Here is a 16,653-nt window from a genome sequence, read left to right as displayed (position 1 = left end):
CGACGTGGTCAACAACCTATTCCTCGGTCGGGAGGAGCGGCCGGGCGGTCCAGCCCGCGCGGTCGGCTGGCTGGACGAGATCGACATGGAGCGGCGCGGCAACGAGCTGCTTCGTTCCCTGTCGGTGAGGATCCCGAGTGTGCGGATCCCGGTCGCGGCCCTGTCCGGTGGTCAGCGGCAGTCAGTCGCCATCGCCCGCTCGTTGATCGGCGAGCCGAAGGTCGTCCTCCTCGACGAGCCGACCGCCGCGCTGGGCGTGAAAGAAGGCAACATGGTGCTCGAGCTGATCCGCCGGGTGCGCGACAAAGGCCTGTCGGTGATCCTGATCTCGCACAACATGCCGCATGTCTTCGAAATCGCCGACCGCATCCACGTCGCCCGGCTGGGCAAGCGCGCCGCCGTGCTCGACCCGAAGAAGATCAGCATGAGCGACACCGTGGCCGTGATGACCGGCGCGCTGCCGCCCGAGCAGATCCCGCGCGAGTGCCTGGCCGAGGCCGTGGCGTGAACGCCGGCACCGCGCCCGCCCATCTCAAGCCGCGCGGCTCCAGCCAGGGCGGCCTGCGCCAGTACAACGAGCGCGTGATCCTGCAGGCCGTTCGCCTGCACGGGCCGCTGCCCGGCGCCGAGCTGGCGCGGCTGACCGGCCTGACGGCGCAGACCGTCTCGCTGATCACCAAGCGGCTGATCGACGACGGGCTGCTGCGCAAGGGCACGCCGCAGCGCGGCAAGGTGGGCCAGCCCTCGGTGCCGCTGGCGCTGGACCCCGACGGTGCCTTCGCCATCGGCGTCAAGGTCGGCCGGCGCAGCCTGGACGTGCTGCTGGTGGATTTCGCCGGGCAGCTGCGCGAGCGCTCGAGCCTGGCCTACGACTTTCCCGAGACCGAGGCGGTCGTCGCCGAGATCGCCCAACGGGTGCAGGCGTTGGCGCATGGCCTCGGCGAGGCTGGCCGCGCGCGGCTGCAGGGGATCGGCATCGCCGCTCCGCTGTCGGTGGGCGGCTGGCAGGGCCTGCTCGGCTTCTCGCCGACACTGGCCGAGGACTGGGCCCGCATCGATCTGCGCGCCGAGGTCGAGCGCCGCACCGGGCAGCCGGTGGAGCTGTTGAAGGACACCGCGGCCGCCTGCGTGGCCGAGCTGGTCGCCGGGCGCGGCCGCAGCGTCAAGAGCTTCCTGTACATCTTCGTCGACACCTTCATCGGCGGCGGCCTGGTGCTCGACAGCCATCTGCGGGCCGGCCTGCACGGCAACGCGGGCGCCGTGGGCTCGCTGCCGCTGGGCCTGGCGCCGGCCGGTACCACCACCGCGCCGCCGCAGCTGCTGAGCGTGGCCTCGTTGTTGATGCTCGAGTCGCGCTACCGGGATCACGGGCTGGAGCCGCAGGCCGCGAGCGACGATCGCGCGCTGCAGGCGCCCTGGCGGCCGCACACCGAGGCCTGGCTGCGCGAGGCCGGCGCGGCGATCGCGCTGGCGGTGCACGGCGCGGCCTGCCTGCTCGACCTGGACGGCGTGATCCTCGACGGCAACCTCGCTCGAGCCCTGCTGGACGCGCTGCTGGCCGCCGTCCGCGACGCGATGCCGCGCTACACCTGGGAAGGGGTGGCGCAGCCAGCGCTGTGGCCAGGCACCATCGGTTCCGACGCGCGCGCCCTGGGGGGGGCGTGGCTGCCGCTGCAGGCCAGCTTCGCGCCCGACCGCGAACTATTCCTGAAGGTCGACGGCAGCTGAAGATTGGGCCCCCACGCCCCCGGCCAGCATGCAGGGCGCGAGCAGCATCAGCGACAAGGCGCTGAGCGTCACGGCGTGACGCTCAGCGAGCCATCGTCGAAGCGCCACACAAAGGCCTGGCCGTTCGTGCGGCCGGACAGGCGGTGGTCGAGGTTGCGGAAGTCCACCTCCAGCGTGACTTCGTCGTCGCCGGCCGTCCAGGCCATGGCCAGCGCGTGCGGCCCGCTTTCGCGCAGCGCGAAGCGGCCATTGAACGCCGGGTGCTGGTTGCGCAGGCGGATCAGCGCCAGCAGCCGCTGCACCACCGGCCGCTCCAGCGCCGCGGCGATCTCGCCGCGGCTGTAGTGGCTGCGGTTGATGTCGCGCCCGACCCCCGTGCGGCTGAGCAAGGCCATGTCGTTCTCGCCGGCCAGCAGGCCGACGTAGTAGACCTGCGGCACGCCCGGCAGGAAGAACTGGATCGCGCGCGCCAGCAGGTAGGCACGGTCGTCGCGGCCCAGCGCATCGTAGAAGCTGCAGTTGACCTGGTACAGGTCGAGGTTGGACGCGGCAGCGCCGGTGGCGCGCCGGCTGTGGCCGCGGCTGGCCTGGTGGATGCGCTCGACGAGCTGGTCGAGCTCGTCGTCCGGCACCAGGCCGGGGTGGCCGGCGCGGTCGGCCGCGTCGGCGCCGATGTCGATGATGCCGATGCCGTCGTGCGTGTCGAGCACCGTCAGCGCATTGTTCGGCCGCATGCCGATCCAGCGCTTGAGCGGCTCGGCGGTGTGGAAGTTGAAGGCGTGCAGCACCAGCGGCGGCAGCGCGAAGTCGTAGACCCAGTCGACCGCCCTCGCGATCTCGATCTGGCGCTGGTGGTACGAGTGGATCTCGACCAGCACCTCGATGCCGCGCGCCTTGGCCATCGCCGCGAACTCGGCGATGAAGTCGAAGGTCTGCGGCATCATGAAGCAGCTCGTGCCGGCCTGCTTGATCGCGTAGCCCACGGCGTCCAGCCGCACCATGCGCACGTGCGCGTCGGCCAGCGCCTGCAGGATGCCGTCGAGGTAGGCGCGGCCCGCCGGATGGCGCACGTCGATGTCGGCCTGCTGCGGCGTGAAGGTCGTCCACAGGATCTTGCGTTGGCCGCCCTGCAGCGTCACGGTCGTGAACGGCAGGCCGGGCCGCGGGCGGTAGACCGTCAGCAGCTCGCGCTCGGTGGCGCCCTGCGGGAACACCGCATCGAAAGTCAGGAACAGCCCGGCGAAGGGCGATGCGTCGCCGCGCTCGACCCAGTCGCGAAACTGCGGCGAATCGGTCGACATGTGGTTGACGATCACGTCGGCCATCAGGTCGACGTCGTCCGCGAGCGCGCGCACATCGGCCCAGTCGCCCAGGCGCGCATCGACCTGCGTGTGATCGATCGGGTCGAAGCCGGCATCGGCGCCGTCGATCTTGTGGAAGAAGGGCAGCAGGTGCACGCCGCCGAACACGCCGCGCAGCGGGCCGTTCAGCAAGGCGCGCAGCTCGCGCAGGCCGCCGCCGCCGAAGCGGTCGACGTAGGTGATGAGTTGGACCTGGTTCTTCATGAGCGTCGGGCAGCACCGGGCACGCGCAGCACCGACACCGCCGCAGCGACGAGCAGCACGCCGGCCAGGCGGATCACGTTGTCGGGCTGGCCACCGAGCCAGGCCTGGTAGTACAGCGGCAGCGTCAGCATCTGCAGCAGCATCGGGATCACGATGAACATGTTGAAGATGCCCATGTAGACCCCCGCCCGTTCGGGCGGGATGCAGCCGGCCAGCAGCACGTAGGGGTTGCCCATGATGCTGGCCCAGGCCAGGCCGACGCCCAGCATCGGCACGAACAGCCACGCCTTGTCGTGGATCGCCGGGATCGCCCACATGCCGATGCCGGCGGCCACCAGGCAGGCGGCGTGGCTGATGTGCGCGCCGAACCGGCGGGTGAAGGGCACGAGCGCGAAGGCCGCGACGAAGGCCACCGCGTTGTAGAAGCCGCCGATCTGGCCATTGAGCAGGCTGGCTTCGCGAAACCCGGCCGAGGCCGCGTCGGCGGTGCCGAACATCGTCTTGGCCAGCGACGGGACGATGTAGATCCAGTAGCACATCATCGCGTACCACTGGAACAGCTTCATCCACCACAGGCGCCGCATGGCCGGCGGCATCTCGCGCATCGCGTCGACGATCTCGCGCAGCGTGGCGGCGGCGCCGCGCGGCTTGGCCGCGATCGCGCGCAGTTCGTCGGCCGGCAGCGGCAGCTCGGGCACGCGCCGCACCGACCAGTACACCGTGGTGAACGACAGCACGGCCCCGAGCACGAAGGCCGCCATCGTGGCCAGCGGGATATGGTTCTCGCCGACGGCATCGCGGTCCAGCCCCCACCAGACGAGCAGCGAGGGCGTGAGGTAGGCCAAGGTCTGCGCCAGGCCGGTGAAGGCACTCTGGGTGAGAAAGCCCTGCGCGTGCTGCTCGCGCGGCAGGCGGTCGCTGACGTAGGCGCGGTAGGGCTCCATCGTCACGTTGTTGGCCGCGTCGAGGATCCACAGCAGCCCGGCGGCGAACCACAGCGTGGGGCTGAAGGGCATCGCCAGCAGGCCCAGGCTGCACAGGATGGCGCCGATCAGGAAGTACGGCGTGCGCCGGCCCCAGCGCGACACGGTGCGATCGCTCATCGCGCCGATGACCGGTTGCACCAGCAGCCCGGTCATCGGCCCGGCCAGCCACAGCAGCGGCAGGCTCGCCTCGTCCGCCCCGAGCATCCGGTAGATCGGGCTCATGTTGGCCTGCTGCAGGCCGAAGCTGAACTGGATGCCGAGGAAGCCGACATTCATGTTCAGGATCTGACCAAAACTCAGGCGCGGAAGCTGGCTCATTGCGTTCAGAAGGTGTACTTCACCGAGAGCTTCGCACTGCGCCCGTTCACCGCGCGGGCGATGTACAGCGGGTTGTCGCCCAGGTTGTTCTGCCCCTCGGCCTCGGTGTAGCCGAGCTGGTCGAAGACGTTGTTGACGCCCAGCGACAGCACGGCGTGCTCGCCCAACTCGTAGTTGGCGAACAGGTTGACCACCGCGAAGCCGGGCAGCACGACCTGGTTGTCGTTCTGCGCGTAGCTCTTCGTGGTGCCGATGATCGCGCCTCCCACTTCCAGCGGGCCGACGCTGTAGCTCGGGCTCAGCTGGTAGACCCAGTCGGCCTGCCGGCGCGGTGTATTGCCCTTGTTGACGCCGGAGTCGATCTCGGCGTGCGTCCAGGTCGCACCGCCGCTGACCTTGAAGTCACCGAAGCGCCAGGCCAGCTCGGCCTCCAGGCCGCGCGAGGCGTACGAGTCGTTCTTGATCGTCTGCGTGGTCACCTCGAAACCGGCACCTTCCTTGGTGCGCGCGTCGAACAGCGTGACGAAGGCGTTCAGGCCGCCGTTGCGGTACTTCGCGCCCAGCTCGAACTGGTCGACCTCGTTGACCGGATAGGGGTGGGCGCCGGTCGCGACATCGGTGTCCCAGATCACGCGATCGGGCGACTTCCACGACACGCCGTGGCTGTAGCGGGCGAACCCGGCCAGGCTGCGCGCGAACTCGTAGTTCCCGCCCAGCGAATACGAGGTGGCGTCGGTCTTGTAGCCGACGGCCGTCGTGCGGCCCGGATTCCATGTGCCGCCGGCAGCCGCGTCGCCGAAGCGTTGTGAGCCGGTGCCGCGCTGGCGGTCCTGGCGCACGCTGGCGTCCAGGCTCAGCGGACCCTGGTCCCAGGTCAGCGCAGCGTAGGGCGCGACGGCGGTGAGCTTGACGTCGATCGAGCGGAAGCAGCAGCCGCCCCAGGTCGTCGTGGCGTCTGCGACCGGCTCGGTCGTCACGTTGCCCGCGTTGTCGTACAGCGCCGCGCCGTCGCCAGTCAGGCCGATGTTGTAGCGGTTCCAGTACCAGGTCTGGGCGATGTTCTGGATGCCGCTGAACAGGCCGCCGGTCAGCGTGAGCCGGCTCTGCTCGCCGAGCTTCAGCTCCTTCTGCACGCGCAGGTCGTTGAAGACGTTGCCCATGTCGTCCAGCGAGGTGTTGAAGATGTGCGCCGAGAAGACCGGCGTGTCGCCGGTGTAGTCGCTCGGCTGGCTGCCGGCGGGGAACACGCCGATGAAGCGGCCGCTGATCGCGCTCTTGCGGAAGCGGTCGGTCACCGTCCAGCCGTCGCCGGGCTTGAGCTGCGTCTCGATGCCGATGGCGCTGACGTTCACCGCCAGGCCGTCGCCCGGCCGGGTGGTGACGCTCTGGCCATCGCGGCCCACCACCACGTCGGTCGGGAAGTGGTGGTTGACGAAGAAGGCGTCGCGCGGGTCGATGCCCGGGATGGTCTTGATCGAGTTGCCCTCGAGCCGCACGGGCACCGGCAGGTAGGTCGGCGTGCGGTCGTCGAGTTGCTTGAGCGAGACGCGCACGTAGCTGCCGTTGTCGTCCAGTTCCTTGGTCAGGCTGGCGCGGAACTGGCCGCCGTTCTCCACCGTGACATCGGTGTTGCGGGTGCCGTCGCCGATGCGGTAGAAGCCGCCGAGCTGGTAGCTCAGGCCGGCGCCCAGCTTGCCGCCGTATTCGAAGTCCAGGCGCTGCTGGTGGTGATCGAGCCCCAGGCTCATGCCGATCGCGCCGCCGTTGGCCTTGCGGGCCTTGCCGATGAAGTTGACGATCGCGCCGGGCGCGTTGGTCGACAGCGTGGAGGTCGAGCCGCCGCGCACCACGTCGATCGAATCGAGCGTGTAGTCGGCGCGCACGAACTGGTCGGCGGTGGCGAAGGACACGTCGCCGACCAGCAGCACCGGCAGGCCGTCTTCCTGCAGCTGCACGTAGCGGCCGCCGCCATCGGACATGGGCAGGCCACGCACGCCGAGGTTGGCGTTGCCCTCGCCGCCGGACGATTCGGCGCGCAGGCCGGGCACGGCGCGCAGCACTTCCACCGCGCTGGAGGCCGTGGAGTTCTGCACCTGCTCGGCGCCGACCGTGCTGACCGAGACGCTTTGCTTCATCTTCGTGCGCGCCGTGGTGGCGCCGGTGACGACGATGCGTTCGAGGCTCAGGCCGGCGTCCGGCGCGGCGGCGGGCGGCGGGGCCGCCTCGGCCGCGGGTGCGGGAGCAGCGGCGGGCGCCGGTGCATCGGTCGATTGGGCCCAGGCCGATGCGGCCGGCAGCAGCGCGAGCACGGCGGCCCAGGCAACCGGGCGGCGTGCGGGCAAGGACGTGCCGGCGGCGGCGGATTGGTGGTCGCGCTTGCGGGCAGGCAAGCGAAGCGTTGTGCGGGCGTTCATGCGGGCGCTCCTGTCGGTTGGCGTGGCGCTGCGCGTCGACGCCTGGCCGGCCGCGCAGCATGTCTCCTGCCCGCGGCGCGCGCCGGCCTGCCGGCCAGCCCCGCGTCGTCGGGACGGACCGCAGTGTCGACATCTTTGCAATCGATTGCAATATCGGGAAAACACCAGCTTACTAGGCTTGTTAAGCCTCTAAGGACAAGCCAAGAAATAGGTCAATGCAATCGATCGGCAATCGATCGACGTGCTCAACCCGATCGAGCGCCGCTGCTGTCCCGCACGACGAGCCTGACCGGCAGCACGCGCGGCGGCTGAGGCTCGCCGGCCATCAGGCGCGTCAGCGCATCGACGAGCTCGACCCCCGCCTCCGCCACCGGCTGGTGGATCGTGGTCAGCGGCGGGTCGGCGTAGGCCGCCAGCGTGATGTTGTCGTAGCCGACCACCGCGACGTCCTCGGGCACGCGCCGGCTGGCCGAGCGCAGCGCGCGCATCGCGAGGATCGCGATCAGGTCGCTGCAGGCGAAGATCGCATCGAAGGAAGGCGGCTGCGCCAGCACCCGCTCCGCCACCACCCGTTCGGCAATCGCGCGTTCGGCCCCCTCCTCCTCGAACGGCACCGTGCACACCCGCGATTCATCGAAGGCGATGCCCGCCTCCTCGAGCGCCTGGCGGTGCCCGGCCAGCCGCAGCGCCACCTCGGGCAGCTGCGCATCGCCGAGGAACAGGATGCGCCGTCGCCCTTGCGAGATCAGGTGCCGGGTGGCCAGGCGGCCGCCGAGAAGGTTGTCGCCGCCGACGGTGCAGTACAGCTGCTGCGGCAACTGGCCACCCCAGACGACCACCGGCACGCCGCGCGCCGCCAGCGCGTTGAGCTGGTCGTGGTGGCGCCACTGGCCGATCAGCACGATGCCGGTCGCGCGGCCCGCGTCGTACAGGGCCGAGACCGAATCCAGCGCCTCGGCATCGACACGCGACAGCAGCATGTCGTAGCCGCGGTCGGTCAGGGCATCGGCCAGGCTGCCGACCATCGAGAGGAAGAACGGGTCGGAGATGTGCTGGCGCGCATGCGTGTCGTAGGGCACGACGACCGCGATGGTCTGGTTGCGCTGCAGGCGCAGGTTCTTCGCGCTCTCGTTGATCGTGTAGTTCAGCGAGCGCGCCAGCTCGCCGATGCGCTGGCGTGTCTCCTCGTTGACCAGCGTGCTGCCGTTGAGCGCACGCGAGACGGTGGAGACCGACACGCCCGCCAGCCGGGCGATGTCGGCCATCTGCAGGCGGCGGCGCTCGGCGGCGGTCTGGGCGGGCATCGGCGGTTCGCGTCAGAAGGCCAGCCGCTCCAGCGCGTGCTGGTAGGCCGGTGCGTGCATCAGCTCGTCCCACGGCAGCGGGTCCGTCTGCGGCAGCAGCGCGACGCGGCGCGCTTCGCTGGCGGCGTCGGGCCGCCAGCGGCCACGGCCCTGCGCGTCGGTGAGTTCGTCGAGCAGTGCGTCGACCGGCGCGCCGCCGTCGACCTTGCTCTGGTTGCACAGCAGCACGAGGTCGCAGCCGGCGTGCAGCGCCTCGATCGCCGCGGCGCTGGGGCTGACCGCCCGGCCGTCGATCACGCGGGCGCCTTCCATGCTGAGGTCGTCGCTGAAGATCGCCCCGGTGAAGCCGAGCTCGCCGCGCAGGATCTCCTGCAGCCAGACGTGCGAGAAGCCGGCGGGCCGCGCATCGACCTTCGGGTAGGTGATGTGGGCCGGCATCACGCTGGACAGCGTGCCTCCCAGCCAGGCATAGGGTTGGGCATCGTCGGCCAGGATCGCACGGCGCGATCGCTGGTCGACCGGCGCCGCCACGTGGCTGTCGGCCTGCGCGTAACCGTGCCCCGGAAAGTGCTTGCCGCAGTTGGCCATGCCGGCCAGCAGCAGGCCGTGCATCAGGCTCTTGGCCAGCAGCGTCACGACGCGGGCATCACGATGAAAGGCCCGGTCGCCAATCACGGCACTGCGGCCATGGTCCAGGTCGACCACTGGCGTGAAGCTGAAGTCGACACCGCAGGCGCGCAGCTCGCTGGCCAGCACGTACCCCGCGGCCGACGCGGCGGCGGTGGCGCGCATCGCATCGCGCATCCACAGCTCGCCGAAGGCGCGCATGGTCGGCAGGTGGGTGAAGCCATCGGTCTTGAAACGCTGCACGCGGCCGCCTTCGTGGTCCACGCAGACCAGCAGGTCGGGCCGAATGGACTTGGCTTCGGCGATCAGCCCGGTGAGCTGCGCACGGCTTTCGAAATGGCGCGCGAACAGGATCAGGCCGCCGGTCAGCGGGTGGGCCAGGCGGCGGCGATCGTTCGCATCGAGCGCCGGGCCGGCGGTGTCCAGGATGATCGGAGCGTGGAGGGTCATGCAGGGTCTTGTTCGACGACGACGAAACTGACCGCATAGTCGCTCTCGTCGCTCAGGGTCACGTGGGCGCGCAAGCGGCGCGCGGCGAACCAGTCCGCGAGCTCGCCATGCAGGCGGATGTAGGGCTGGCCGCTCGGGCGGTTGAGGATCTCGCAGGCGCGCCAGCTCATCGGCATGTGCAGGCCCAGGCCGATGGCCTTGGAGAAGGCCTCCTTGCACGAAAAGCGCGTGCCGAGGTAGGCCAGGCCACGCGTCTCGACCTTCGAGCGCCGGTAGGCGAAGACCTTCAGCTCGTCCGGCCCCAGCACCTTCTCGGCAAAACGATCGCCACGCCGTGCGAGTGTGGCCGCGATGCGGCGCAGGTCGCAGACGTCGGTGCCGGTGCCATAGATCATGCCGGGTGGCCCGCCGATCGAATGGCCTTCTGGTAGGCACGGATCGTCTCCGTGTAGCCCATCTCCAGCGCATCGGCGATCAGCGCGTGGCCGATCGACACCTCGCTGATGCCCGGCACCTCGCGCAGGAAGGACGGCAGGTTGTCGCGGTTCAGGTCGTGGCCAGCGTTGACGCCCAGGCCGGCGGCCAGCGCCGCACGGGCCGCCGCGGCAAAACGCGCGCGCAACTCAGCTTCCTGCGGCGTGCCAAAGGCGCTCGCATAACTCTCGGTGTAGAGCTCGACCCGGTCGGCGCCGACCGCGCGGGCGTGGGCCATCGCGGCCGGCTCCGGATCCATGAACAAGCTCACCCGAACGCCGAGCGCATGGCACTCGTCGATCAGCGGGCGCAGCACGTCCGCGTCCGCCGGCAGGTTCCAGCCGTGGTCGGAGGTGAACTGGCCCACTGTGTCGGGCACGAAGGTCGCCTGGTGCGGCCGCACCGCGCGCACGAAATCCATCAGGTTGTGCAGCGGGTTGCCCTCGATGTTGTACTCGGCGCCGGGCCAGGCCTTGAGCAGCGCGGCCACGTCGTGCACGTCGTGCGCGCGGATGTGGCGCTCGTCCGGCCGTGGGTGCACGGTGATGCCATCGGCACCGGCTTCGAGCACCAGCGTGGCCGCGCGCGTGACGCTCGGTATGCCGAGGTGGCGGGTATTGCGCAGCAGCGCGACCTTGTTCAGGTTGACCGACAACGCGGTGCGGCCGGCACTGCCGTGCTGGCCGGATTCGGGGGCGACGAGTGGGTTCATGGGGTGTCCGGGCCGGCGTTCCTGGGCTGGGCGGGCGACTCGACGAGTTGCTGCGCGTCGATCATCACCTCGCGCGTGCGCAGCCGCGAAGTGCCCAGATGATAGTGAAGCAGGGTGCGCAGCGCGGCCTTCAGCGGCGCCAGGCCGTCGGCACAAGCGGCCTGCAGGTCGGCCATCGCGCCGCGGTCGAGCGCCGCCTGCAGGCGCTGCAGCATGGCGCCATCGAGCGCCGGCTCGCCCGGGGCCGCCAGCACGACCCCCGTCTCGGGCCGCAGCCAGCAGCGCTCCCCGGCCTGGACCGGCTGCAGCGTGGCGGTGAAGCAGTCGAGTTGCGGCAGCAGGCCGATTTCGCGCAGCAGCACGAGCTCGAACGCACGCAAGGCGGCCTGCGTCAACGTGTCGTTGCCGGCGGCCAGCGCGGGCATCGTGGCGGCGTAGGCGTCGAACAGCAGCGGGTGCGGGTCGTTGCGGGCGACGAGCTTCATCAGCAGCTCGTTGAGGTAGAAGCCCGAGAACAGCGCCGCGCCGGACAGCATCGGCCCGCCGCCGGCCCACTCGGCGCCGCGCAGCGTCACGATCTCGGCGGTTTCGTCGCGCGCCGGTCGGCTGACCGACACGTTCAGGCGCTGGAACGGCAGCAGCGCGGGGCGCAGCTGCGAATACGGCCGCTTCGCGCCCTTGGCCACGACGGTGAGCCGGCCCTGGTCGCGCGTGAACAGGTCGAGGATCAGGCTGGTCTCGCTCCAGTCGTAGCGGTGCAGCACATAGGCTGCGCTGGCCGGGGCGGCGCGGGCCATCGGGGTCGGCGCGCCCTACTCGTAGCCGTAGCTGCGCAGGTGCTCTTCGCTGTCGGCCCAGCCGGAGCGCACCTTGACCCACAGCTCGAGGAAGACCTTGGCCTCCATCAGGCGCTCCATCTCCTGCCGCGCCTCGCTGCCAATGCGCTTCAGGCGCTCGCCCTTCTCGCCGATGATCATGCCCTTGTGGGCGTCGCGCTCGACGACGATCGAGGCGCTGATGCGGCGTTTCAGCCCACCCTCCTCTTCTTCCCACTTGTCGATGATGACGGTGGAGGTGTAGGGCAGCTCGTCGCCGGTCAGGCGGAACAGCTTCTCGCGAATGATCTCGCTGGCGAGGAACTTCTCGCTGCGGTCGGTCAGCATGTCCTGGTCGTAGTACCAGGGCTGCTCGGGCAGGTAGGGCTTGAGGATCTCGAACAGGCGGTCCACGTCGGCTGCCTTGTGGGCCGACATCGGCACGTACTCGGCGAAGTTGTGCCGGTCCTGCATGCTCTTGAGCCAGGGCAACAGGTCGGCGCGGCGGTGGATCGTATCGAGCTTGTTGGCCACCAGCACGACCGGCTTGTGCTTCAGGCCCTCGCCCTGCAACAGGGCGAGCACCTTGGCGTCGTCGATACCGAAGCGGCCCGCCTCGACCAGGAAGAGCACGACATCCACGTCGCTCAAGGTGCCGACCACCGCCCGGTTCAGCGAACGGTTCAGCGCCGCGGCGTGGCGGGTCTGGAAGCCCGGCGTGTCGACGAACACGAACTGCGCCTCGCCGACCGTACGCACGCCGGTGATGCGGTGGCGCGTGGTCTGGGCCTTGTTCGAGGTGATGCTGATCTTCTGGCCGACCAGGGCGTTCATCAACGTCGACTTGCCGACGTTGGGCCGGCCGACGATCGCGATCAGGCCGCAGCGCTGGGCCGGCTGGGGCAGCTCGGCGGGAGGGGATGAGGTGGGTTGCACGGGGTGATTGTCCCGCAGCGGCGTGGCCAGCGGCGGCGCAAGCGCGACATCAGCCGCGTTCGCCTTCAGCGCGCAGCAACTGGTCGAGCAGCGCCTGCGCCGCCTCCTGCTCGGCCGCGCGGCGCGACTTGCCTTCGCCGCGCGCGCTGCGCTCCAGCGCCGGCACGCTGGCTTCGACCTCGAAGGTCTGGGCGTGGGCCTGGCCGCGGGTGGCGACGATGCGGTAGCTGGGCACGGCCAGCTTGCGCGCCTGCAGCCATTCCTGCAGCTCCGTCTTGGCGTCCTTGCGCCAGCTCTCGACCCCGGCGCTGGCGATGATCTCGCCGAACAGGCGGCCGACCAGTGCATGAGCGGCGTCGGCGCCGCCGTCAAGGTAGACCGCACCGATCACGGCCTCCATCGCGTCGGCGAGGATCGATGGCCGCTGCGCCCCGCCGCCGCGGGCCTCGCCCTCGGACAGGCGCAGCACCTCGGACAGGCGCAGTGCCAGGGCCAACCGGTGCAGGCTGTCCTCGCGCACGAGGTGCGCGCGCACGCGCGTCAGGTCACCTTCGTCCGAGCCACCGAAGCGGTCGAACAGCAGGCGCGAGACCGCCAGGTTCAGCACCGCGTCCCCGAGAAACTCGAGCCGTTCGTTGTGCTCCGCGCCAAAGCTGCGGTGGGTGAGTGCGCGCAGCAGCAGGTCGGGGCGGCGAAATTGATGGCCCAGGCGCTGTTGCAGCGCTTCGTGGCGGGGATCCATGGTGGGGTGGCCAGGCCGCGGCGGCGCGGCCCGTCGAGTTCAGCGGGTGCTGGCAGTGTGCCGGTACTTGATCAGCAGGAACACCGGGTCGGCGATTTCCACTTCCTTGTCGTAGGCGAAGCTGACGCGAAAGCCGTCGGCGACGGCCTCGATCTCCAGGTCATTGCCGGTGATCATCGAGTTCGTGTATTCGATTTGGCGCTGCTTGTCGAAGGCGCGGCGGATCTCGGGCACCGAGCCCGGCCGCGGGTCGCTGCGCACCACGCGGTCGACCGCCTGGCGCGTCGTGAGGAACTCCTGCACCGACGGGTACACGCGGATCAGCAGCAAGGCACCGAAGGCGACGATGATGGCCCAGAACAGCAGGCCCATCAGGCTCAGCCCACGCTGCCTGGTTGCGGGTGCTTTCGATGACACAAGACTCATGGCGCGGGGCACTCCTCGAGGTGAAAGGCGGGTCAGTGGAACGAGCCGATCCGGCCGAGGTTACCGAAATTCATCCAGATGAAGAAGGCCCGGCCGACCAGATTCTCGTCGGGCACGAAGCCCCAGTAACGCGAATCCTGGGAATTGTCACGGTTGTCGCCCATCACGAAGTAGTAGCCGGGCGGCACCTTGCAGGTCACCCCCTCGGCGCTGTAGCTGCATGCCTCGCGGTGCGGGAACACGGTGATGGGGTGGAAGGGCTGGCCCGGCCCCTTCTCGTGCTGGATGCGGTGCTCCACGTCGCCGAGCTTCTCGCCCAGCAGATCCATGTAGCGCATTCGGTCGTCGTCATAGCCGTCGCCCAGGGGCGTGTGGGGAACGGGTTGGCCGTTGAGCTTGAGCTGGTGGTTGCTGTAGCTGACCTCGTCGCCCGGCAGCGCGACGACCCGCTTGATGTAGTCGATGCGCGGATCCACCGGGTAGTGGAAGACGATCACGTCGCCGCGTTGGGGGACGTTGTTGGGGATGAGCTTGGTGTTCAGCACCGGCAGGCGGATGCCGTAATGGAATTTGTTGACCAGGATGAGGTCACCCACCTCGAGCGTCGGGATCATCGAACCCGAGGGGATCTTGAACGGCTCGAACAGGAACGAGCGCAGCAGGAAGACGACGATGATCACGGGGAACAGCCCCGCGGTCCAATCGAGCCACCAGGGCTGCATGAGCAGCCGGCCGCGCGCCTCGTCGAGGTTGCCGTCGACCTGGGTGATGCCCTTGCTGGCGAGTTCGGCGCGGCGTGCTGCGTCCTGCCGCTCGAGATTCTGGGCAGCCGCCTCGCGCTGCGGCCGGAAGTGGAAGCGCTCGGCCAGCCAGTAGAAGAAGGTCACGAGCGAGAGAAGGAACAGCAGCAACGAGAAGTTGCCCACCCATTTGTCCATGTACCAGCCGCCGAGGTAGACGATCAGGGCGCCGTACAGGGCGGCGGTGAGGTATTGCATGGGTGCTTGGTGTTGTTGGAGATGAACTCGTGTTCAGTCGTCGACCTGCAGGATGGCGAGGAACGCTTCCTGCGGCACCTCGACGGTGCCGATCTGCTTCATCCGCTTCTTGCCGGCCTTCTGCTTTTCGAGCAGCTTGCGCTTGCGGGTGATGTCGCCGCCGTAGCATTTTGCCAGCACGTTCTTGCGCAAGGCCTTGATGTTCTCGCGCGCGATGATGTTGGCGCCGATGGCCGCCTGGATCGCCACGTCGTACATCTGGCGCGGGATCTGCTCGCGCATCTTGGCCGCCACGGCGCGGCCGCGGTACTGGCTCTGCGCGCGGTGCACGATGATCGACAGCGCATCGACCCGGTCGCCGTTGATCAGCAGGTCGACCTTGACGACGTCCGCGGCTCGGTACTCCTTGAACTCATAGTCCATCGAGGCGTAGCCGCGCGACACGCTCTTGAGCTTGTCGAAGAAGTCCAGCACGATCTCCGCCAGCGGCATGTCGTAGGTCAGCATGACCTGGCGGCCGTGGTAGGCCATGTTCAGTTGCACGCCGCGCTTCAGGTTGCACAGCGTCATCACCGGGCCCACATAGTCCTGCGGCATGTACAGGTGCACGGTGACGATGGGCTCGCGGATCTCCCGGATGCGGCCCAGGTCCGGCATCTTGCTGGGGTTTTCGACCTCGATCACCGTGCCGTCGTTCAGCTCGACTTCGTAGACCACCGACGGCGCGGTGGTGATCAGGTCCTGGTCGAACTCGCGCTCCAGGCGCTCCTGCACGATCTCCATGTGCAGCAGGCCGAGGAAGCCGCAGCGGAAGCCGAAGCCGAGCGCCTGGCTGACCTCGGGCTCGTAGCGCAGCGACGAGTCGTTGAGCTTGAGCTTCTCCAGCGCGTCGCGCAGCGAGTCGTACTCGCTCGCCTCGGTGGGATACAGGCCGGCAAAGACCTGCGGCTGGATTTCCTTGAAGCCGGGCAACGGCGTCTCGGCCGGGCCGGCGTTGTTCGGCAGCTTCTTCTCGAGCGTCAGCGTGTCGCCGACCTTGGCCGCCTGGAGCTCCTTGATGCCGGCGATGATGAAGCCAACCTCGCCGGCGCGAAGCAGTTCGCGGTTCTCGCTCTTGGGCGTGAAGACGCCCAGGTGCTCGATCGGGTAGACCGTGTTGGTGGCCATCATGCGGATGCGGTCGGCCTTGCGCAGCTCGCCGTCGACCACCCGCACCAGCATCACGACGCCAACGTAGTTGTCGAACCAGCTGTCGATGATCATCGCCCGCGGCGGGCCGTCGGGGTTGCCGCGCGGCGCCGGCATGCGCGCGATCACCGCCTCGAGGATGTCGTCGATGCCCATGCCGGTCTTGGCCGAGCACGGAATCGCGTTCGTCGCGTCGATGCCGATGACGTCCTCGATCTCTTCCTTGGCGCGCTCGGGGTCGGCCTGCGGCAGATCCATCTTGTTCAGCACCGGCACGACTTCGACACCGAGTTCGATCGCGGTGTAGCAGTTGGCCACCGTCTGAGCCTCGACCCCCTGGCTTGCATCGACCACCAGCAGCGCGCCCTCGCAGGCCGAGAGCGAGCGGCTGACCTCGTACGAGAAGTCGACGTGCCCCGGCGTGTCGATCAGGTTGAGGTTGTAGATCTTGCCGTTCTGGGCCGTGTACTGCAGCGACGCGGTCTGCGCCTTGATCGTGATGCCGCGCTCGCGCTCGATGTCCATCGAGTCCAGCACCTGCGCTTCCATCTCACGATCGCTCAAGCCCCCGCAACGCTGAATGATCCGATCGGCCAACGTGCTCTTGCCGTGGTCGATGTGGGCAATGATGGAGAAGTTGCGGATGTGGTCCATGGAGACGGCTCGCTATGTGGCGAGCTGGAGCTACAACGGCGTCAGCCGCTGCGTTGAAGGCTCATATCGCGAGGCGATGTGAAGGCCCGAAGGGCCGTGCCGTAAACAAAAAAAAGGCACGTCCAAAATGGAGACGCGCCTTCCAACAAAACGTATGGCAACTGCTTGTTGGGCCTTCATTGTAGCCAAAAGGCCCCCGCTGCAAGCCGCGTATTTCCTGGGTTCGCGCCCGTTGCAGGGTGCCAACAGCAAATTTCATCCACAAGTTATCAACAAGTGCTTGTGCATACCCTGGGGATAGCTGGACACCCTCCCC

At 69.0% G+C, this 16,653-nt stretch carries 15 protein-coding genes; 2 read left to right on the top strand and 13 right to left on the bottom strand.

Annotated elements, in window-relative coordinates; genetic code table 11:
* Both VJ693_RS09545 and VJ693_RS09540 read left to right on the top strand, forming a co-directional pair.
* Positions 1-508: ATP-binding cassette domain-containing protein (locus tag VJ693_RS09545; protein WP_324153583.1), on the top strand; the 508-nt coding region annotated here is incomplete at its 5' end.
* On the top strand, positions 505-1,728 hold the full coding sequence (locus VJ693_RS09540; RefSeq protein ID WP_324153581.1) for an ROK family transcriptional regulator: 1,224 nt from the start codon (positions 505-507) through the stop codon (positions 1,726-1,728). The genes VJ693_RS09545 and VJ693_RS09540, both read left to right, overlap by 4 nt.
* A gap of 68 nt (positions 1,729-1,796) precedes the next feature.
* On the opposite strand, the gene gtfA is transcribed toward VJ693_RS09540, so the two are convergent.
* From gtfA to lepA, 13 genes are all read right to left on the bottom strand, one after another.
* Positions 1,797-3,293, bottom strand: coding sequence for a sucrose phosphorylase (gene gtfA, locus VJ693_RS09535; RefSeq protein ID WP_324153579.1), 1,497 nt, complete (start codon positions 3,291-3,293; stop codon positions 1,797-1,799).
* Complete coding sequence (locus tag VJ693_RS09530) at positions 3,290-4,597, bottom strand: MFS transporter (protein WP_324153577.1); 1,308 nt, start codon at positions 4,595-4,597, stop codon at positions 3,290-3,292. The genes gtfA and VJ693_RS09530 overlap by 4 nt, the downstream gene beginning before the upstream one ends.
* Positions 4,598-4,602: 5 nt before the next feature.
* A complete protein-coding gene (locus VJ693_RS09525) occupies positions 4,603-7,011 on the bottom strand; it encodes a TonB-dependent receptor domain-containing protein (protein ID WP_324153575.1) in 2,409 nt (802 codons plus the stop codon).
* A gap of 245 nt (positions 7,012-7,256) precedes the next feature.
* Complete coding sequence (locus VJ693_RS09520) at positions 7,257-8,315, bottom strand: LacI family DNA-binding transcriptional regulator (RefSeq protein WP_324153573.1); 1,059 nt, start codon at positions 8,313-8,315, stop codon at positions 7,257-7,259.
* A gap of 12 nt (positions 8,316-8,327) precedes the next feature.
* Complete coding sequence (nagZ, locus tag VJ693_RS09515) at positions 8,328-9,392, bottom strand: beta-N-acetylhexosaminidase (protein WP_324153572.1); 1,065 nt, start codon at positions 9,390-9,392, stop codon at positions 8,328-8,330.
* Entirely contained in the window at positions 9,389-9,787 is a 399-nt protein-coding gene (acpS, locus tag VJ693_RS09510; RefSeq protein ID WP_324153570.1) for a holo-ACP synthase, read from the bottom strand. Before acpS ends, nagZ begins: the two co-directional genes overlap by 4 nt.
* On the bottom strand, positions 9,784-10,578 hold the full coding sequence (locus VJ693_RS09505; protein WP_324153568.1) for a pyridoxine 5'-phosphate synthase: 795 nt from the start codon (positions 10,576-10,578) through the stop codon (positions 9,784-9,786). The genes acpS and VJ693_RS09505 overlap by 4 nt, the downstream gene beginning before the upstream one ends.
* Positions 10,575-11,375, bottom strand: coding sequence for a DNA repair protein RecO (gene recO, locus VJ693_RS09500; protein WP_324153567.1), 801 nt, complete (start codon positions 11,373-11,375; stop codon positions 10,575-10,577). The genes VJ693_RS09505 and recO overlap by 4 nt, the downstream gene beginning before the upstream one ends.
* A gap of 15 nt (positions 11,376-11,390) precedes the next feature.
* The gene (gene era / locus VJ693_RS09495) at positions 11,391-12,329 is read right to left on the bottom strand and encodes a GTPase Era (RefSeq protein WP_324153565.1); all 939 of its coding nucleotides are present in this window, start codon (positions 12,327-12,329) and stop codon (positions 11,391-11,393) included.
* Between the two features lie 49 nt (positions 12,330-12,378).
* Positions 12,379-13,071, bottom strand: coding sequence for a ribonuclease III (gene rnc, locus VJ693_RS09490; protein WP_324153563.1), 693 nt, complete (start codon positions 13,069-13,071; stop codon positions 12,379-12,381).
* Between the two features lie 39 nt (positions 13,072-13,110).
* Positions 13,111-13,443, bottom strand: a complete 333-nt coding sequence (locus VJ693_RS09485; protein ID WP_324153561.1) for a DUF4845 domain-containing protein — start codon at positions 13,441-13,443, stop codon at positions 13,111-13,113.
* Positions 13,444-13,529: 86 nt separating this feature from the next.
* Entirely contained in the window at positions 13,530-14,495 is a 966-nt protein-coding gene (gene lepB, locus VJ693_RS09480) for a signal peptidase I (RefSeq protein WP_324153559.1), read from the bottom strand.
* A gap of 33 nt (positions 14,496-14,528) precedes the next feature.
* Entirely contained in the window at positions 14,529-16,337 is a 1,809-nt protein-coding gene (lepA, locus tag VJ693_RS09475) for a translation elongation factor 4 (protein WP_324153558.1), read from the bottom strand.
* Positions 16,338-16,653: the final 316 nt, after the last annotated feature.

The sequence above is a fragment of the Ideonella sp. genome (assembly GCF_035254525.1).
Lineage (GTDB): Bacteria > Pseudomonadota > Gammaproteobacteria > Burkholderiales > Burkholderiaceae_C > Ideonella.
The sequence above is the reverse complement of the archived record's forward strand: the minus strand, read 5'-3'. Positions and strand labels throughout refer to the sequence as shown.

Bases quoted from the DNA above. Each gene is read 5' to 3' on its own strand.
- gtfA (WP_324153579.1), bottom strand. From the start codon at position 3,293: ATGAAGAACCAGGTCCAACTCATCACCTACGTCGACCGCTTCGGCGGC.
- VJ693_RS09530 (WP_324153577.1), bottom strand. From the start codon at position 4,597: ATGAGCCAGCTTCCGCGCCTGAGTTTTGGTCAGATCCTGAACATGAAT.
- VJ693_RS09525 (WP_324153575.1), bottom strand. From the start codon at position 7,011: ATGAACGCCCGCACAACGCTTCGCTTGCCTGCCCGCAAGCGCGACCAC.
- VJ693_RS09520 (WP_324153573.1), bottom strand. From the start codon at position 8,315: ATGCCCGCCCAGACCGCCGCCGAGCGCCGCCGCCTGCAGATGGCCGAC.
- nagZ (WP_324153572.1), bottom strand. From the start codon at position 9,392: ATGACCCTCCACGCTCCGATCATCCTGGACACCGCCGGCCCGGCGCTC.
- acpS (WP_324153570.1), bottom strand. From the start codon at position 9,787: ATGATCTATGGCACCGGCACCGACGTCTGCGACCTGCGCCGCATCGCG.
- VJ693_RS09505 (WP_324153568.1), bottom strand. From the start codon at position 10,578: ATGAACCCACTCGTCGCCCCCGAATCCGGCCAGCACGGCAGTGCCGGC.
- recO (WP_324153567.1), bottom strand. From the start codon at position 11,375: ATGGCCCGCGCCGCCCCGGCCAGCGCAGCCTATGTGCTGCACCGCTAC.
- rnc (WP_324153563.1), bottom strand. From the start codon at position 13,071: ATGGATCCCCGCCACGAAGCGCTGCAACAGCGCCTGGGCCATCAATTT.
- VJ693_RS09485 (WP_324153561.1), bottom strand. From the start codon at position 13,443: ATGGGCCTGCTGTTCTGGGCCATCATCGTCGCCTTCGGTGCCTTGCTG.
- lepB (WP_324153559.1), bottom strand. From the start codon at position 14,495: ATGCAATACCTCACCGCCGCCCTGTACGGCGCCCTGATCGTCTACCTC.
- lepA (WP_324153558.1), bottom strand. From the start codon at position 16,337: ATGGACCACATCCGCAACTTCTCCATCATTGCCCACATCGACCACGGC.